The sequence below is a fragment of the Microbacterium sp. CCNWLW41 genome, from assembly GCF_037083505.1.
Genome location: NZ_JBAOJP010000004.1, coordinates 569,340 through 585,332, shown reverse-complemented (window position 1 = coordinate 585,332; position 15,993 = coordinate 569,340). Strand labels below are relative to the sequence as shown.

The window sequence follows — 15,993 nt, the reverse complement described above, 5'->3', positions numbered from 1 at the left end:
GGTCGGTGGTACCGCGAGGGAATCGGTTGGATCGAACCTACGAAGTCGCGTCGGGACGGTCTTCACCGGTTTGCGTGGCATCCACAAACGCGAGTGCGATCCGCTGTGCGGTCTCCTCAATCTGCCAGGGGCGCGCCCCGAGCTCCGCGAGCGCCTCGCCGATCGTCGCCCCATCGATCACGCTCGGCGGCTCCCAGGCGACGCGGCGGAGCGAGTCCGGCGTGAGGAGGTTCTCCGTGGGCATGCGCAGTTCCTCGGCGCGGGCTTCGACCACCGGGCGCGCGGCCTTCAGCCGGGCGTCGGCCTCGGGGTTCCGATCGGACCAGGCGCGCGGCGGCGGCGGGGCGTCGCTGGGCACGCGCTCGCGGGGCAGCAGCTCGCTCGTCCGGCCGCGCTCGACCGCCGCCCACCAGCGGTCGAGCTGGGTGCGGCTGGCGCGCCCGGTGAAGGCCGAGACGCCGGCGAGGGCGCTCTTGGATGCCGGGGCGGCGAGGACGGCCGCGACGAGCGCGCGGTCGGGCACGAGGCGACCGGGTGCCACATCCTGTTCCCGTGCGTAGTCCTCCCTGGCCTGCCACAGCTCGCGTGCGACGGCGAGGTTGCGGGCGCCGCGGACCTGATGCAGACCGCTGAGCCGCCGCCACGGCTCCTCGCGCGGGGGCTTGGGGAGCCGAGTCCGGGTCGCTTCGAACTCCTGGCGGGCGTACTCGGTCTTGTGCTGATCCTCGAGCTCGGCGACGAGCGTGTCGCGGACGTCGACGAGATGGAGCACGTCCAGCGCGGCGTACTCGAGCCAGGACTCCGGCAGCGGCCGTGTCGACCAGTCGGCCGCCGAATGCTCTTTCGCGAGGGTGATGCCGAGGGCGTGCTCGACCTCCGCGGCGAGTCCCACGCGTTCGTGGCCCAGGAGCCTCCCGGCGAGCTCGGTGTCGAAGAGACGGGCCGGCAACAGACCGAGCTCCCGGAGGGAGGGCAGGTCCTGGCTCGCGGCGTGCAGCACCCACTCCTCGCCCGCGAGGGCCTCCTGGAGCGGGGCGAAGTCGGGGATGGCGATCGGGTCGAAGAGGAAGACCCCCGCGTCCCGGCGGAACACCTGCACGAGATAGGCGCGCTGCGAATAGCGGAAACCGGACGCCCGCTCGACGTCGACGGCGGCCGGCCCGCTGCCGGCGGCGAGACGACGACAGGCCTCGGCGAAGTCGACGGGGGTGTCGATGACGACGAACTCAGTCACGAAGGGTTCTCCTGGCGCCGAACACGGCGATGTTCTCCGAGCCCGGCGGCAATCCCGCGAGCATTCCGACCAGCTCCGCCCAGGCCTCCGCGTGCGGGGTCAGCGCCCCGTCCGGCGACCACGACGCACGCAGCTCGATCTGCGCGCCGTCCCCCTCCGCGGCGAGTCCGCCGAACCCCTTCGACAGCGTCTTGGTCGAGGTCCCGGACGCGGAGTGGTACTCGGCGCCCCGGGAGTCGAGGGCGTCGATCAGCCAGGACCACGCGACGTCCGACAACAGGGGGTCGGTGCCGATCTCGGGCTCCAGCGGCGCCTGCGCGAACGAGACGATCCGCCATGGTCCGCCCCAGGCGTCCGGCTCGGCGGGGTCGTGCAGCAGGACGAACCGCCCGCTGCCGTAGATGGAGTCGCCGTCGTCGTCGGGCCGCACATCGGCGGCGAGCGCCAGCGAGGACGGGGCGAGCCCGGCCGGGGCCGGGATCTCGCGGACGACGATGTCCGAGCGGAAGCGGATCGCGCGCACCTCCGACGCCGCACGCGCGAAGGCGTCGTCGGATCCGGGGTGAGCGTCCACGCGGACAGACTAGAGTCAGGAGGCGATGAAGAGTCTCAGGCACGCCGCGACGATCGGGCTCCTGGCGGCTGCGGGAGCCGTCGCCGTCGGCGGCGCGATCGGCGGCGCACTCGTGCTCCGGATCGCGCGGAAGGTGGTCACCCCGTCGATCCGGGCGCTCGACACGGAGATCCTGTCCGTCGACACCGGCGCGCAGACGATCGAGCTGACCCGGACCCCCGATACGGAGCTCCCTGGCCGGTACGGCCTCTACGTCGGCGGGACGCCCGGTTACGTGAAGCTCGGCGCCGTTCTCGCCGCCGACGGTCACAGCGTCCGCAGGAAGCTGCTCACGCAGATCGAGCCGGGGGCGCAGCTCGATCGCGGCGCCGCGTTCAGCGGGATCTACTACACCGGCCCCGGCGAACTGCATCTTCCCTACGAGTCCGTCCTCATCGGGACGCCCGCCGGTCCGTGTCCGGCCTGGTACTTCCCCGGGTCCTCGACGACCTGGGTCATCCAGGTCCACGGGCGCGGGGCCACCCGGGCCGAGTGCCTGCGGGCGGTGCCGGTGCTCCATGCCGCGGGCCTGCCCGTCCTCGTGGCCTCCTACCGGAACGACGGCGAGGCCCCGCGCACCCGAGGCGGCGCCTACGCCCTGGGCGCCGCGGAGTGGCGGGACGTGGACGCGGCGATCGGTCACGCCCTGCGGCACGGCGCGGAGCGCATCGTCCTCATGGGGTGGTCGATGGGCGGCGCGATCGCCCTGCAGACCGTGACCTCGTCGGCGCACCGCGACGCGATCGTCGGTCTGATCCTGGAGTCGCCCGTCGTGGACTGGCGGACCGTGCTGCGCTATCAGGCGAAGGGGATGGGGCTGCCGGATCCGCTGCCCCGGCTGGCGATGGACGCGCTGTCGCGCGAGTGGAGCGCCCGGCTGAGCGGGGCGGAGCAGGCGATCCCCTTCGACGACCTCGACATGGTCGCCCGGGCCGAGGAGCTCACGGTGCCGATGCTCGTGCTGCACAGCGACGACGACGGGTTCGTGCCCGCGGATGCCTCGCACGCCCTGGCCGCCGCGCGCCCGGATCTCGTCACGATGCCCGCGTTCACCGGCGCGCGGCACACGAAACTGTGGAACTACGACCAGAACCGCTGGTCGGAAGCGATCACGTCGTGGCTGGCCGAACAGGGTCTCACCGAGGCGTGACCGCCCCCGGGCCTCAGCGCGCGGCGGGGCTGATCCCGGTGCGCTCCCGGATCTGTCGCTTGGCGCGCATCAGCATGCCGGTCATCCCCGCGATCCGCAGCGGCGAGACGGCGCGCGTCAGCCCGATCGACTGCGGGTAGTCGTCGGGGATCGCCAGCGCCTCCTCGGGGCTGAGACCCGTGAGCCCCTGGACGAGGATGCTGGCGAAGCCGCGCGTGGTCGGCGCCTCCGCGGGCGCGGTCGCGTGCATCGCGACGGCGCCGTCCTCGACCGCGACGTAGATGTACACCGGCGACTGGCACTCGGCGACCCGTTCGCACATCTCCGGGTGATCCGCCACCTCCGCCGGGACGTCGGGAAGCTCGCCGGAGAACTCGAGGAGCAGCTGAAGCCGCTCGGACTCGGGCAGCTCGAGGAACTCGTCGCGGATCTCGGCGAGGGCGTTCGGAAGCGTGGCGGTCATCCCCGCCATTCTCCCACGCTCACACGGTGCCGGGTTCGGAGCCGGTCACGATCGGGACGCGCACGGCGCTGCCCCACTCGGTCCACGAGCCGTCGTAGTTGCGGACGTCGTCGAACCCGAGAAGATGCTTGAGGACGAACCAGGTGTGGCTGGAGCGCTCACCGATGCGGCAGTACGCGATGATCGCGTCTCCGTCCGACAGGCCGGCGCCGTCGCGGTAGATCGCCTCGAGCTCGGCGCGCGGGCGGAAGCCGCCGTCCTCGGCCACCGCCTTGGCCCACGGCACGCTCTGCGCCGTGGGGATGTGGCCGGCGCGCAGCGCGCCCTCCTCGGGGTATGCGGGTGCCGAGGTGCGCTCACCGCTGTACTCCTCGGGGGAGCGCACGTCGATGAGCGGTCCCTTCCCGAGGAACGCCTTCACGTCGTCCTTGTAGGCGCGAAGGACGGTGTCGTCCCGCTCCACCACCGGGTAGTCGGTGCGGTCCCGGTCCGGGGCGTCGGTGGTGAGCTCGCGCCCCTCCGCGATCCAGCGGTCGCGGCCTCCGTCCAGCAGCCGCACGTCCTCGTGGCCGAACAGCGAGAAGACCCAGAGGGCGTAGGCGGCCCACCAGTTGTTCTTGTCGCCGTAGATGACCACGGTGTCGTCGCGCGCGATGCCCTTCCGGCTGAGCAGGTCGGCGAAGCCCTGTCCGTCCACGTAGTCGCGGACCACCGGGTCGTTCAGCTCGGTGTGCCAGTCGACCTTGACGGCGCCGGGGATGTGCCCGGTCTCGTAGAGCAGCACGTCCTCGTCGGACTCGACGACGACGAGTCCCTCATCGCCGAGGTGTGCGGCCAGCCATTCGGTCGTCACGAGTCGTCCGGGTTCGGCGTACTCGGCGAACTTGGCGGATGAGGTGTCGATCTCGACGGTCACGGCGGGCTCCTCGATGTGATGCGCGGGCGGGTACGGGGCGGGGACGGCGTAGTGTGGATCCGTCTCTCCGACCCTAGAGCGCCGCGCGGCGCGACGGGGTCGTTCCGTAAGACTTCGACACAGGATTCGCATGACCGAACAGACGGCCCGACCCGGCATCGTCCACCTCACCGACCGTCAGCCGCAGGTCACCGGGACCGAGATGCTCGCGAGCCTCGTCCCGCCGCCCCAGTTCGACGAGGCCACCTTCGACAGCTACCGGTCCGACCCCGCCTATCCCTCGCAGGAGGACGCGAAGCGGACGCTGATGCGCTTCGCGGGCGGGAGCGCTCCGGTCAAGCGGGCGGGGCTGTTCCGCCGGGCGCCCAAGGAGCCGGAGACGAAGCCCGGGGTCTACCTCGACGGCGGCTTCGGCGTCGGCAAGACCCACCTGCTGGCGTCGATCTACCACGCGATGCCCGCACGCCGGAAGTACTTCGGGTCGTTCATCGAGTACACCGCGCTCGTCGGCGCCCTCGGCTACAAGAACACCGTCGACCTCCTGCGCGGGGCCGACCTGCTGTGCATCGACGAGTTCGAGCTCGACGATCCCGGCGACACCATGGTGATGACTCGGCTCCTCGGCGAACTGGTCGGTTCCGGGACCCGTCTCGCCGCCACCTCGAACACGCCGCCGAACGCGCTGGGGGAGGGGCGGTTCGCCGCCCAGGACTTCCTGCGCGAGATCCACCAGATGGCCGACAGCTTCGAGACCATCCGGATCGACGGCGTGGACTTCCGGCAGCGCGCGCTGGACGGCCATGCGGTCGTGCTCGACGACGCGCAGTACAGCGCGGAGCTCGCGCGGCTCGCGGAGACGGCGTGCGTGTCCGACGACGCCTTCGACGACGTGATCCGGCACCTCGCGCGCGTGCACCCGTCGCGGTACATCCGGCTCGTGGACGGGGTCGACGTGCTGGGTCTGCGCGCCGTGCACCAGCTCACGGATCAGTCCGAGGCGCTGCGGTTCGTCGCGTTCGTCGACCGCGCCTACGACGCGCAGATCCCCATCGCGGCCACGGGGGTGTCCCTGGACGAGGTGTTCTCCCCGGAGATGCTCGCCGGCGGCTACCGCAAGAAGTACCTGCGCGCCATCTCCCGCCTCAACGCCCTGACGCACGCCGAGCGCACGCCCGCCGGCCCGCTCGCCGCGTAACACGCTGTTCACATCGGAGCCGTTCCTGTAACCCGCGCGCAACACCGCGCGTCCTCGGCGGAAACGCGACCTCGCCACACTGGGGTCACTCTTTCCGAAATGCGAGGTATGGACATGGATGCACCGGGGAACATCGCCTGGGGCGTGACCGCGACGGCACTCGTGCTGCTGATGACGCCCGGCGTGGCGTTCTTCTACGGCGGCCTGGTGAAAGCCAAGAGCGTCGTCAGCATGATGATGATGAGCTTCGGGTCGATCGGCCTGGTCGCCGTCCTCTGGATCCTCTACGGATCCTCGATGAGCGCCGTGTCGGACCCCGGTGCGTTCGCCGGCAACCCGTTCGCCGACTTCGGGCTCGCGTCGATCGCGGCGTCGCCGGAGGCCAACGTCTCCCTCCTCACGGTCGCGTACGGTGCCACGTTCGCGATCATCACGGTCGCCCTGATCTCGGGCGCCATCGCGGACAGGGCCAAGTTCGGTCCGTGGCTGATCTTCGTCGGCGTGTTCGCGACGCTGGGGTACTTCCCGATCGCCGCATGGGTCTGGGGCGGCGGCTGGATCATGAACCTCGGGACGACCCTGTTCGGGGAGGAGAGCGGGATCGCCGTGATCGACTACGCCGGCGGCACGGCGGTGCACATCAACGCCGGCGCCGCGGCGCTGGCGCTCTCCATCGTCCTCGGTAAGCGCATCGGGTTCCAGAAGGGGATCCAGAAGCCGCACAACGTCCCGCTGACGCTCCTGGGGGCGGCGCTGCTGTGGTTCGGGTGGTTCGGGTTCAACGCCGGCGCCGAGTGGGTCTCGGAGGACATGGGCAAGGTCGGCCTGATCGCGATCAACACGCTGGGCGCGACGGCCGCGGCGATCCTCGGATGGATCCTCGTGGAGAAGATCAAGGACGGCAAGCCCACGTCGGTGGGCGCGGTGTCCGGCGCCGTCGCGGGCCTCGTGGCGATCACCCCGGCCTGCGCGAACCTGGACCCGGGATGGGCGCTGCTCCTCGGCGCGCTGGCCGGCGTCGCGTGCGCGCTGGCGGTGGAGCTGAAGTTCCGCCTCGGCTACGACGACTCCCTGGACGTCGTGGGCATCCACCTCATCGGCGGTCTGCTCGGCACGATCTATCTCGGCTTCTTCGCGACCGGACAGGGCCTGTTCACCGGCGGCGACCTGCGGCTCCTGGCCGTGCAGGTCATCGCGTCCGGCGGAGTGCTGGTCTACTCCTTCGTCGTCGCGCTGGCGATCGGCTTCGCGATCGAGAAGACGATCGGGTTCCGGGTCACGGGCGAGGACGAGATCGCGGGGGTCGACCTGGTCGTCCACGGCGAGGAGGGCTACGCGCTCACCTCGTGAGCAGCCTGCTCCGCCCGCGGTTGAGCGGCCGGCGGGCGGAGCGCGGATAGGGTGTCGTCGTGAGCAGAACGGGCAACGGCAACGGCATCCTCTCCGCGCTGGTGGAAGCGGGGGTGGCGGTGCTCCGGGCCCTCACCTCCCGCTCCGCCGAGGCTCGACGCGACAACGGCGTCGCGTCGAGCCCTGCGGTGCGTCCCGGCGGATCCATCGCTCCGTCGCCGGGGCGCGGCGGCGGCACCGAGACCGTGGAGCTCGATCCGCGGGCGGTGACGGGGCTCGCTCTCGAGTACCGTCCCGACCGCGACGGGGAGCCGGACGCGGGCGAGATCATCTGGACATGGGTGCCGTTCGTCGAGCGGGACGGACGCGGCAAGGACCGCCCGGTGCTCGTGATCGCGAAGCACGGCACCGATCGCGTCTACGCGGTCAAGCTCACGAGCAAGTCGCACGACAGCGAGCGGGACTACCTCTCGATCGGGACCGGCTCCTGGGATTCGCAGGGCCGTGAGTCCTGGGTGGACGTCGACCAGCTCTACAGCGTCCATCGGGACGGGATGCGACGCGAGGCCGCGGCGCTGGATCGTCGCCGGTTCGATCGGGTCGCCGCGGTGCTGCAGCGTCGATTCGGCTGGACGACCGCCTGAAGCGCCTTCACTGCGGGGGGATGCGCCTCGCCCCGACAGCGCCGGCGCCGTAGCCTGGGACGGTGACGCAGAGCATCCTCATCACGTCGGTCGAAGGCCATTCCGGGAAGTCCGTGATCGCGTTGGGCGTGATCGATGCGCTCCGACGCGCGACGCCCCGGGTCGGCGTCTTCCGCCCGATCACGCGCTCGGCGGACGGGGCCGACGACGTGCTCGAGATGCTGCTGGCGCGGGACGGCGTCGAGATCGGAGCGGAGGAGGCGATCGGGGTCACCTACGACGAGCTGCGACGGGACCCGGACGCCGCGCTCGGACGCATCGTCGAGCGGTACCGTGCCGTGCAGGCGCAGTGCGACGCCGTGGTGATCCTGGGCAGCGACTACACGGACGTCGCCAGTCCCGCCGAGCTCGGGATGAACGCCCGCATCGCGGCGAACCTCGGCGCGCCCGTGCTCCTGGTGCTGGGCGGTCGCGAGCATCAGGGACACGGCGAGCAGCTGGGGGTCACCGCCGCCCGGACACCGGATCACATGGCCCAGATCGCCGCTCTGGCCCTGGCCGAGCTCGCCGAAGAGCGCGCCGAGCTCGCCGCGATCGTCGCGAACCGGGCCGACGGCGACCGCCTCGACGACATCGTGGCGGCGATCCGCGGAGTCCTCTCCGGCGGCGCCGACGAGGAGCGAACCGCGATCCCCGTCTGGGCGCTGCCGGAGGACCGGTCGCTCGTCGCGCCCTCCGTGCGCGGCGTGCTGCGCTCCCTCGACGGCACGCTGCTGCGCGGGGACGAGGCGCTCCTGGACCGCGACGTGCAGGAGGTCGTGATCGCCGGGATGTCGATGGTGAACGTCCTGCCGCGCCTGCTCGACAGCGCGGTCGTCGTGATCCCGGCCGACCGTGCCGACGTGCTTCTGGCGACCCTGCTCGCGCAGGCCTCCGGGACCTTCCCGTCCGTGTCGGCGATCGTGCTCAACGGGCCCTTCGCCCTGCCGGAGCCCGTCGACCGGCTCATGGACGGACTGGGCCCGACCCTGCCGATCATCGCGACGGATCTCGGCACCTACGACACGACCGTCCGGGTGATGAACACGCCGGGCCGGCTGTCCGTCGATGCACCGCATCGGGCCGACCGCGCGCTCGCGCTGTTCGAGCGTCACGTCGACGTGCCCGCGCTGATCGACGTGCTCGGCGTCGCCCACTCCAGCGTCGTCACGCCGCTGATGTTCCAGTACGAGCTGTTCGAACGGGCGCGGGCACAGCGGCGCACGATCGTTCTGCCCGAAGGGGACGACGACCGCGTCCTGCGGGCCGCCGGAGTGGTCCTCGGCCGCGGCATCGCCGATCTCGTGATCCTCGGCGAGGACAGCGCGGTGCGCAGCCGCGCCCAGGAGCTCGGCGTGGACCTGCGCGCAGCCCGGATCGTGTCGCCGACGGATCCGGTGCTCGTCGCCCGGTTCGCCGAGGAGTACGCACGACTGCGTGCGCACAAGGGCGTCACGGTGGGGCAGGCCGCGGACACCGTCACCGACGTGTCCTATTTCGGCACGATGATGGTCCACCTCGGGATGGCGGACGGAATGGTGTCCGGCGCGGCGCACACGACCGCCCACACGATCCGCCCGGCGTTCGAGATCATCAAGACGCGCCCCGGTGTCTCGGTGGTGTCGTCGGTCTTCTTCATGGCACTGGCCGACCGCGTCCTCGTGTACGGGGACTGCGCGGTGATCCCCGATCCCACCAGCACCCAGCTCGCGGACATCGCGATCTCGTCGGCGGCGACCGCGGGCCAGTTCGGCATCGATCCGCGGATCGCCATGCTCTCCTACTCGACGGGGGAGTCCGGGTCCGGGGCGGACGTGGAGAAGGTGCGCGAGGCGACGGCCCTGGTCCGCGAGCGCGCCCCCGAGCTGGCTGTGGAGGGGCCGATCCAGTACGACGCGGCCGCGGACGCTGCCGTCGCCCGGGCGAAGATGCCGGGCTCGGCGGTGGCGGGACGGGCCACGGTGTTCGTGTTCCCCGATCTCAACACCGGCAACAACACCTACAAGGCGGTGCAGCGCTCCGCGGGCGCCGTGGCCGTCGGGCCGGTGCTGCAGGGACTGAACCGACCGATCAACGATCTCTCCCGCGGGGCGCTCGTCGAGGACATCGTGAACACGATCGCGATCACGGCGATCCAGGCGCAGTCCGTCGCGGAGGCGGGGGCGCCGTCATGACCGTCGTGCTGATCGTGAACAGCGGCTCCTCGTCCTTCAAGTATCAGCTGCTGGATGTCGAGAGCGAGCATGCTCTGGCATCGGGTCTCGTGGAGCGGATCGGCCAGCCCCTCGGGGTGTCGTCGCACACCGTCTCGGCCGACGAGGCGCTCGGCACCGTCGAGGAGACCTTCACCCGCGAGCTCCCGATCCCCGACCACACGGCCGGGTTCCAGGTGATGCTGGACGCGTTCGCCGCGCATGGCCCCTCCCTGGCGGAGCAGCCGCCTCGGGCCGTGGGCCACCGGGTGGTCCACGGCGGGGCGCGCTACTTCGCCCCCACGATCATCACCCCGGAGGTCGAGCGCGGCATCGACGAGCTGTCCGTCCTCGCGCCGCTGCACAATCCGGGCGCGCTGCAGGGGATCCGTGCGGCGGAGGAGGCCTTCCCGGACCTCGCGCACGTCGCGGTCTTCGACACCGCGTTCCACCAGACCCTGCCGCCGGCGGCGTACACCTATGCCATCGACAAGGAACTCGCGCGGGAACACCGCGTGCGTCGGTACGGCTTCCACGGCACGTCGCACAAGTACGTCTCCGAGACCGCCGCCCTCTTTCTCGGACGGGCGGTGCAGGATCTGCGCCAGATCGTCTTCCACCTGGGGAACGGCGCGTCCGTGTCGGCGATCGACGGAGGCCGATCGGTGGAGACCTCGATGGGGATGACCCCGCTGGAAGGCCTGGTGATGGGAACCCGATCGGGCGACATCGACCCCGCGTCCCTGTTCCAGCTCGCCCGCCGGGCGGGACTGTCGATCGACGAGCTCGACGACCTGTTGAACAAGCGCAGCGGGCTCCTGGGGCTCGCGGGGGTCTCGGACATGCGTGATCTGCAGAGCCGGGCACGGGACGGGGACGTGGACGCCGCGCTCGCGCTCGACGTGTACATCCACCGGCTCCGCGCCTACGCCGGCGCGTACCTCGCTCAGCTCGGCGGAGCCGACGTGATCGTGTTCACGGCGGGCGTCGGCGAGAACAATCCGCTCGTGCGGCGCGAGTCGATGGCGACGCTCGGCTTCGCCGGCGTGGTGATCGACGACGCCCGCAACGAGTCCACGGATCGCGGGATCCGGGTCATCTCCGCGGACGACTCCCGGGTGACGGTGCTCGTGGTCCCCACGAACGAGGAACTGGAGATCGGTCGCCAGACGCTTCAGGCCACGACCTGACCCCTGACTCCGTCGGGTGCCGCCCGCGCAGCGTTCGACGCGGAGAGGGGCGTCCCGTCCCCGCGGAACGCGAATGTCAACCCCCGGGCGTCCGGGCCGCGTGGCGCGCATCCTCGGAACCGCGCCCGGATCCGCCGGGCCGCGGACGAAGGAGGACGAGGATGAGCGATTCGCGACTGCCCGAGGATCCGCGGCTGCCCGAGGACGAGCGGGCCGACGTGCCCGACGACCTCGTGGCTCGACAGGTCGGCGAAGACCCGGTCGGAGACGAGGAGGAAACCGACGAGGACGAGGACTCCGACACGATCGACGTCGAGGACCTGCCGTGAGTCCCGCGCGGGGGAAGCACTTCGAGCCGCGACGTGCGATCGTCACGGGATCCGACTCGGGCATCGGCCGTGCCACCGCGGTCGCGCTGGCGGCGGCGGGAACGGACGTCGGCGTCACCTGGCGCTCGGATCGGGAGGGCGCCGAGCGCACCTCGACGTGAGCGACCTCTCCCGATGCGGGGAGGTGGTGGACGGGATGATCGAGGAGCTCGGCGGGATCGACGTCTTCGTGAACAACGCCGGCGCGGGGACCCGGACGCCGGTTCTGGAGCTCACCCTCGACGAGTGGAACCGCGTCGTCGACACGGACCTCACGGGCGCGTTCGTGTGCCTGCAGCGCGCCGCCCGCGCGATGGTCTCCGCCGGACGTGGCGGCCGCCTCATCGCGGTGACGAGCGTGCACGCCCATCAGCCGATGGTCGGATCGAGCGCGTACGACGCGGCCAAGCACGGTCTGGACGGTCTGATGAAGAACCTCGCGCTCGAACTGGGGGAGCATGGCATCACCGCCGTCAGCGTCGCGCCCGGGGAGATCGCGACCCCGATGACGGACCAGGCGGACGGGGATCCCTGGAGCGAGGAGCGTCCGGGGATACCGCTCGGGCGACCGGGCGACGCACGGGAGGTCGCCGCCCTCATCGCCTTCCTGGCGTCCTCGCAGGGCGGGTACGTCAGCGGCACCTCCGTCGTCGTGGACGGCGGGATGCTGCAGATGGGACCGCAGGCGGGCGCCAGCATCGCCGACGACCGGTGGCGACGGATCTGACCGCGGTCACGGTTCCTCCTCGTCGGCGTCCCGAGCCGCCGTGAGCTGCAGGATGCGCTCGAGGTGCATCGCCGACAGCACGCCCGGGCCGGACACCTCCGCCGCCGCGATGCTCTCCGTGGCCACGATGCGACGCAGGCGCAGGACGGCGTCTTCAGCGGCGCGGCGTGCGTCCGTGTCCACGGAAGGGCCACCGGGGGCCGCCTCGCGCACGACCTCCGCGACGGCGCGGCAGGCGCCGGACAACGGCGGGACGAAGGACGGATTGAGCGGCAGGGCGGCTCCACGGCCCAGAACGGTGTCCCCGAGGCAGCCGGCGATGTCCCGGATCTGGTGCGCGACCTCGTCGAGCAGGGCGAGACGCTCGTGAACGGCGCGGCTGTCGTGGTGACGGAGCCAGGCGCGGGGGTTGGCTCGTCGGCTGTCGTCGGCCTCGGCGAGCGCGTCGTGCAACGAGCGTCCGGTCGCGGCGAGGGCCCGGGAGTCCCGCGCCCATCCGGCCTTCTCCGGCGGCCAGGATCCCGCCACCGCGTCGGCGATGTCGTCGAGGTGCTGGGCGAGATCCCGTTGGAACTGCTGCACGCGTCCCTCGGCCTGCGCGACGAGCGGCGCAGGCGGGATGACGAGGTTGATCACGAGGCCCACCGCGATGCCGAGCGCGGTCTGCGTCACATAGCCGAGGGAGTAGCCGTCGGTGTCTCCCCGGCCGAGCAGCAGCACGAACAGGGCGGCGATCGGCAGGTACTCGCTTCCCGAGCCGAACCACCCGGTACCCGAGAGGAGGACGCCGAGACCGACGGCGAGCCCGATCGTCCAGACGCTGGGTCCGATCGTCAGGACGATGACCACGGCGAGTCCGATGCCGACGGCGAGGCCGAGAAGGGTCTGCATGCTGGAGCGCAGCGATCCCATCAGCGTGGGGTACATGCTGATGAGCGCCCCCAGAGGGGCGTAATACGGATAGTCGTCCGCCGAGCCGGGCACCAGGGGAGCGATGGACCAGGCGATCGCGACGGCGGCCGCCGTCTTCGCTGCGAGGAGCAGGCGTGCCGGGCGGGCTGCGTGACGGATCCCTCCCGTCGCGGCGGAGACGGCGTCGTGCAGGACTCTGGCCGGGCGCATGATGTCGTCCTCCTGCGCGGGTGGGGGAAAGTCCGCGTCCCTGGACGATACGGCCGTGCGGATCCGACGAGGACGGGGTTGACACCCTCCGGAAGGCGTCTGCGTTGTCAAGGGGGCGGACCCCACGGACCCGGACGCTTAGCGTCGGCCCCATGGAGACCGAACGTGAGAATCCGGACGCCGCAGACTCGACGCGGGCGGAGACGGCGCGATCGCGACCGCTCACCGAGGACGAGGCGCTCCGGAAGGACATGAGCTACAGTCCGGGGAGTGAGACGGAGACCGCCCAGAAGCAGCGGGATCCGCTTCCCGGAACCGTCGACCCGGACATCCCGGAGGAGGACGTCCGCGCCGTCCCGGGTACGGGCGGGCCGGACGACACCGGTGACGTCGACGTCGATCCCGACGAGCTCGACCTGCCCGGCGCGCCGATCGACGGGCGTGAGCCGGACTGAGGGACGACGAAGCCCGCTCGACATGTGCCGAGCGGGCTTCCTGCGTGGTGGGCGATACCAGACTCGAACTGATGACCTCTTCCGTGTGAAGGAAGCGCGCTACCAACTGCGCCAATCGCCCGTGTGGAGTTGTGGTGCCGTGCGGCACAGGTATTGAGCATACCCGATCCCGGGCGGTGCGCCGACCAGGCCCGCGTCCCGGGCGTGCCGCCGCGCGCTCGGGGAGAGGAGGACGGCGGCGGTGAGCGCCGACAGGGCAGGAGGCTGCGGGACACGCCCGACGACCCGGGCCGGTTTGGCGAAGCGCCGATCCTCGGCTAATGTATTTGAAGTGCCCGGGACGCCGGGAACGAAATGCGGATGTAGCGCAGTTGGTAGCGCATCACCTTGCCAAGGTGAGGGTCGCGAGTTCGAGTCTCGTCATCCGCTCGAGTGCAGGAGCCCCTTCGGGGGTTTCGGCATGTGGGTTCGAATCCACCTCGCGGTGGCGTGGCCGAGAGGCTAGGCACCGGCCTGCAAAGCCGTTTACACGGGTTCGAATCCCGTCGCCACCTCTCCGCACAACTGAATAGCCCTCGGGCGCGATTGGCGCAGCGGTAGCGCGCTTCCCTGACACGGAAGAGGTCACTGGTTCGATCCCAGTATCGCGCACAGAAGAAAACCCCCGGTCTCCCGGGGGTTTTCGTGCACTGTGAAAGACACCGACGGGACGACCCGGCGGAGTGGTCCGAAGCGGGGACGGCCTCGCAGATCGGCTGATCTCCCGTGTCCACCACGTCTGCGTCCTCTCTCCGCACCGTCCTCACGCCGACCGCGATCATGAGGCTCGCGGTCGGCTGGGGAGGCTATCTCGTCGTCACCCTGCTGGCCCCGGTGCTCGCCGACGGACTGCCCACACTCGTGCTCTGGACGGTCCTCGCCGCGATCGTCGGCATCATCGTCGTCTGCGCGTTCGGCGTGGTCACGGAGGCCGAGCATCTCGCGCACCGTCTCGGCGATCCCTACGGGACGCTGGTCCTCACGCTGTCGATCGTGCTGATCGAGGTCATCCTGATCTCGGCCGTCATGCTCGGCCCCGGCGAGCACACCACGATCGCCCGCGACTCCGTGATGTCCGTGTCGATGATCATCCTGAACCTCGTCTTCGGCGCGGCGCTCGTCGTGGGCGGCCTTCGTCGCGGCGACCTCCGACTCAATCGCACCGGCGCCTCCGCCTATCTCGCCGTGCTCATCGTGCTGTTGGCGGCCGCCTTCGCCGTCCCCGGACTCATCGGCGATGGGGGAGCGTACGCACCCGCCCAGGCCGTGCCCATCCTCGTGATGACGATCCTGCTCTACGCCTTCTTCCTCGCCCGCCAGACCGGCGCGCAGAGCGGGGACTTCCAGGAGGTGGGATCAGCGGCGGTCGCAGCCGCCCCCGGTCGGCCGCAGGCGCTCGCCGCCGTCGTCTCCGCGCACCGGGGGGAGCTCGTGGCGCGCGCCCTCGTCCTGATCATCACCGTGATCCCGATCGTCCTGCTGTCCCACGACATGGCGGCTCTGCTCGACGACGGCCTGGACAGAGCGGGGGCGCCGGTGGCTCTGTCGGGGATCCTCATCGCGATGATCGTCTTCCTCCCGGAGACGATCACCACGATCCGTGCGGCGGTCACGGGCGAGATGCAGCGCGTCAGCAACCTCTGCCACGGTGCCCTCGTCTCGACGGTCGGGCTCACGATCCCGGCGGTGCTGGCGATCGGTCTCCTCACCGGCCAGCAGGTCGTTCTGGCGGAGACGCCGGTCAATCTCGCCCTGCTCGGCGTCACGCTGCTGCTGTCCGTCGCCACGGTGGCAGGGCGCCGCCTCACCGCCCTCCACGGCGCCGCGCATCTGCTCGTGTTCGCGCTGTACGGCATCACGGTCTTCTCCTGACCCGCGGGCGGAGGAGCGCTAGCGGGGGAGCGGCCCGGCCGTCAAGCCCCTCCGTGGGCGGATCGGGGGGTTCTAGCGTGGGGACCGGTGACGCAGACGCGTTCGCCGAGAGGAGCCGACGACATGAACATCCTTCTCATCGTCATCGCGATCATCGCCGTGATCCTGGCTTTCACCGGCGGGTTCGTGCAGTCGCTGAACTTCCTGCTGTGGGTGGGGCTGGTGCTGCTCGCCCTGACGGTCATCGCCTGGCTGATCCGCGCGATGTCCGGACGGAACAGCACCTGAGAACCACGGGTGCGAGGTCGTCGACCCCGCGCCCGTGCACAGACCCCGAGGGGCGGGGGGGGGGGGGGGGGGGGGGGCGGGCGCCCGCCCCCCCCCCCCCCCCGGGGGGGGGGGGGGGGGCGCGGGGGCGGGGGGC

At 71.3% G+C, this 15,993-nt stretch carries 15 protein-coding genes, 4 tRNA genes and 1 pseudogene; 14 read left to right on the top strand and 6 right to left on the bottom strand.

All coding sequences use genetic code 11. The annotated features are described in order from the left end of the window. Window positions 1-37 precede the first annotated feature (37 nt). Both V6R91_RS18010 and V6R91_RS18005 read right to left on the bottom strand, forming a co-directional pair. Window positions 38-1,234, bottom strand: coding sequence for a ribonuclease D (locus V6R91_RS18010; RefSeq protein ID WP_271061993.1), 1,197 nt, complete (start codon window positions 1,232-1,234; stop codon window positions 38-40). Beyond that, the gene (locus V6R91_RS18005; RefSeq protein WP_271061992.1) at window positions 1,227-1,808 is read right to left on the bottom strand and encodes a DUF3000 domain-containing protein; all 582 of its coding nucleotides are present in this window, start codon (window positions 1,806-1,808) and stop codon (window positions 1,227-1,229) included. The genes V6R91_RS18010 and V6R91_RS18005 overlap by 8 nt, the downstream gene beginning before the upstream one ends. Window positions 1,809-1,833: 25 nt before the next feature. On the opposite strand from V6R91_RS18005, the gene V6R91_RS18000 reads away from it, so the two are divergent. Beyond that, on the top strand, window positions 1,834-2,997 hold the full coding sequence (locus tag V6R91_RS18000; protein ID WP_336396302.1) for an alpha/beta hydrolase family protein: 1,164 nt from the start codon (window positions 1,834-1,836) through the stop codon (window positions 2,995-2,997). A gap of 13 nt (window positions 2,998-3,010) precedes the next feature. Here V6R91_RS18000 and V6R91_RS17995 read toward each other — a convergent pair whose 3' ends face one another. Together V6R91_RS17995 and V6R91_RS17990 are read right to left on the bottom strand one after the other, a co-directional pair. After that, window positions 3,011-3,460, bottom strand: coding sequence for a SufE family protein (locus V6R91_RS17995; RefSeq protein ID WP_067243111.1), 450 nt, complete (start codon window positions 3,458-3,460; stop codon window positions 3,011-3,013). A gap of 19 nt (window positions 3,461-3,479) precedes the next feature. After that, a complete protein-coding gene (locus V6R91_RS17990) occupies window positions 3,480-4,376 on the bottom strand; it encodes a sulfurtransferase (RefSeq protein WP_067243109.1) in 897 nt (298 codons plus the stop codon). Between the two features lie 130 nt (window positions 4,377-4,506). Between V6R91_RS17990 and zapE the strand changes: the two genes are divergently transcribed. From zapE to V6R91_RS17955, 7 genes and pseudogenes are all read left to right on the top strand, one after another. After that, window positions 4,507-5,571 carry a cell division protein ZapE gene (gene zapE, locus V6R91_RS17985; protein ID WP_271061989.1) on the top strand — a complete coding sequence of 355 codons (1,065 nt, stop codon included), beginning with the start codon at window positions 4,507-4,509 and terminating at the stop codon, window positions 5,569-5,571. 114 nt (window positions 5,572-5,685) lie between these two features. Next, complete coding sequence (locus V6R91_RS17980; protein ID WP_336396301.1) at window positions 5,686-6,921, top strand: ammonium transporter; 1,236 nt, start codon at window positions 5,686-5,688, stop codon at window positions 6,919-6,921. Window positions 6,922-6,980: 59 nt separating this feature from the next. Then, on the top strand, window positions 6,981-7,565 hold the full coding sequence (locus tag V6R91_RS17975) for a type II toxin-antitoxin system PemK/MazF family toxin (RefSeq protein WP_336396300.1): 585 nt from the start codon (window positions 6,981-6,983) through the stop codon (window positions 7,563-7,565). 62 nt (window positions 7,566-7,627) lie between these two features. Next, complete coding sequence (gene pta, locus V6R91_RS17970) at window positions 7,628-9,778, top strand: phosphate acetyltransferase (RefSeq protein ID WP_336396299.1); 2,151 nt, start codon at window positions 7,628-7,630, stop codon at window positions 9,776-9,778. Further along, on the top strand, window positions 9,775-10,986 hold the full coding sequence (locus tag V6R91_RS17965) for an acetate/propionate family kinase (RefSeq protein WP_336396298.1): 1,212 nt from the start codon (window positions 9,775-9,777) through the stop codon (window positions 10,984-10,986). The genes pta and V6R91_RS17965 overlap by 4 nt, the downstream gene beginning before the upstream one ends. A gap of 161 nt (window positions 10,987-11,147) precedes the next feature. Next, window positions 11,148-11,315: a hypothetical protein gene (locus tag V6R91_RS17960; protein ID WP_231820833.1), complete on the top strand. Its 168-nt coding sequence runs from the start codon at window positions 11,148-11,150 to the stop codon at window positions 11,313-11,315. Then, window positions 11,312-12,081, top strand: a pseudogene (locus V6R91_RS17955) (SDR family oxidoreductase). The gene V6R91_RS17960 and the pseudogene V6R91_RS17955 overlap by 4 nt, the downstream one beginning before the upstream one ends. A 6-nt stretch (window positions 12,082-12,087) precedes the next feature. On the opposite strand, the gene V6R91_RS17950 reads toward V6R91_RS17955, so the two are convergent. After that, window positions 12,088-13,203, bottom strand: coding sequence for an FUSC family protein (locus V6R91_RS17950; protein ID WP_336396297.1), 1,116 nt, complete (start codon window positions 13,201-13,203; stop codon window positions 12,088-12,090). A 152-nt stretch (window positions 13,204-13,355) separates the two neighbouring features. Here V6R91_RS17950 and V6R91_RS17945 point away from each other — a divergent pair, with 152 nt between their 5' ends. Beyond that, window positions 13,356-13,658, top strand: coding sequence for a hypothetical protein (locus tag V6R91_RS17945; RefSeq protein WP_271062600.1), 303 nt, complete (start codon window positions 13,356-13,358; stop codon window positions 13,656-13,658). A 45-nt stretch (window positions 13,659-13,703) separates the two neighbouring features. Here V6R91_RS17945 and V6R91_RS17940 read toward each other — a convergent pair. After that, window positions 13,704-13,779 (bottom strand) — tRNA-Val (locus V6R91_RS17940). Window positions 13,780-14,014: 235 nt separating this feature from the next. On the opposite strand from V6R91_RS17940, the gene V6R91_RS17935 reads away from it, so the two are divergent. The 5 genes from V6R91_RS17935 to V6R91_RS17915 all read left to right on the top strand — a co-directional run bounded on the left by V6R91_RS17935 (window position 14,015) and on the right by V6R91_RS17915 (window position 15,857). Beyond that, a tRNA-Gly gene (locus tag V6R91_RS17935) sits at window positions 14,015-14,087 on the top strand. 54 nt (window positions 14,088-14,141) lie between these two features. Then, a tRNA-Cys gene (locus tag V6R91_RS17930) sits at window positions 14,142-14,212 on the top strand. 25 nt (window positions 14,213-14,237) lie between these two features. Beyond that, a tRNA-Val gene (locus V6R91_RS17925) sits at window positions 14,238-14,309 on the top strand. 168 nt (window positions 14,310-14,477) lie between these two features. Further along, window positions 14,478-15,569 (top strand): calcium:proton antiporter, encoded by a 1,092-nt coding sequence (locus V6R91_RS17920; RefSeq protein ID WP_336396375.1) that lies wholly within the window; start codon window positions 14,478-14,480, stop codon window positions 15,567-15,569. A 123-nt stretch (window positions 15,570-15,692) separates the two neighbouring features. Beyond that, window positions 15,693-15,857: a hypothetical protein gene (locus V6R91_RS17915; RefSeq protein ID WP_169797637.1), complete on the top strand. Its 165-nt coding sequence runs from the start codon at window positions 15,693-15,695 to the stop codon at window positions 15,855-15,857. Window positions 15,858-15,993 lie beyond the last annotated feature (136 nt).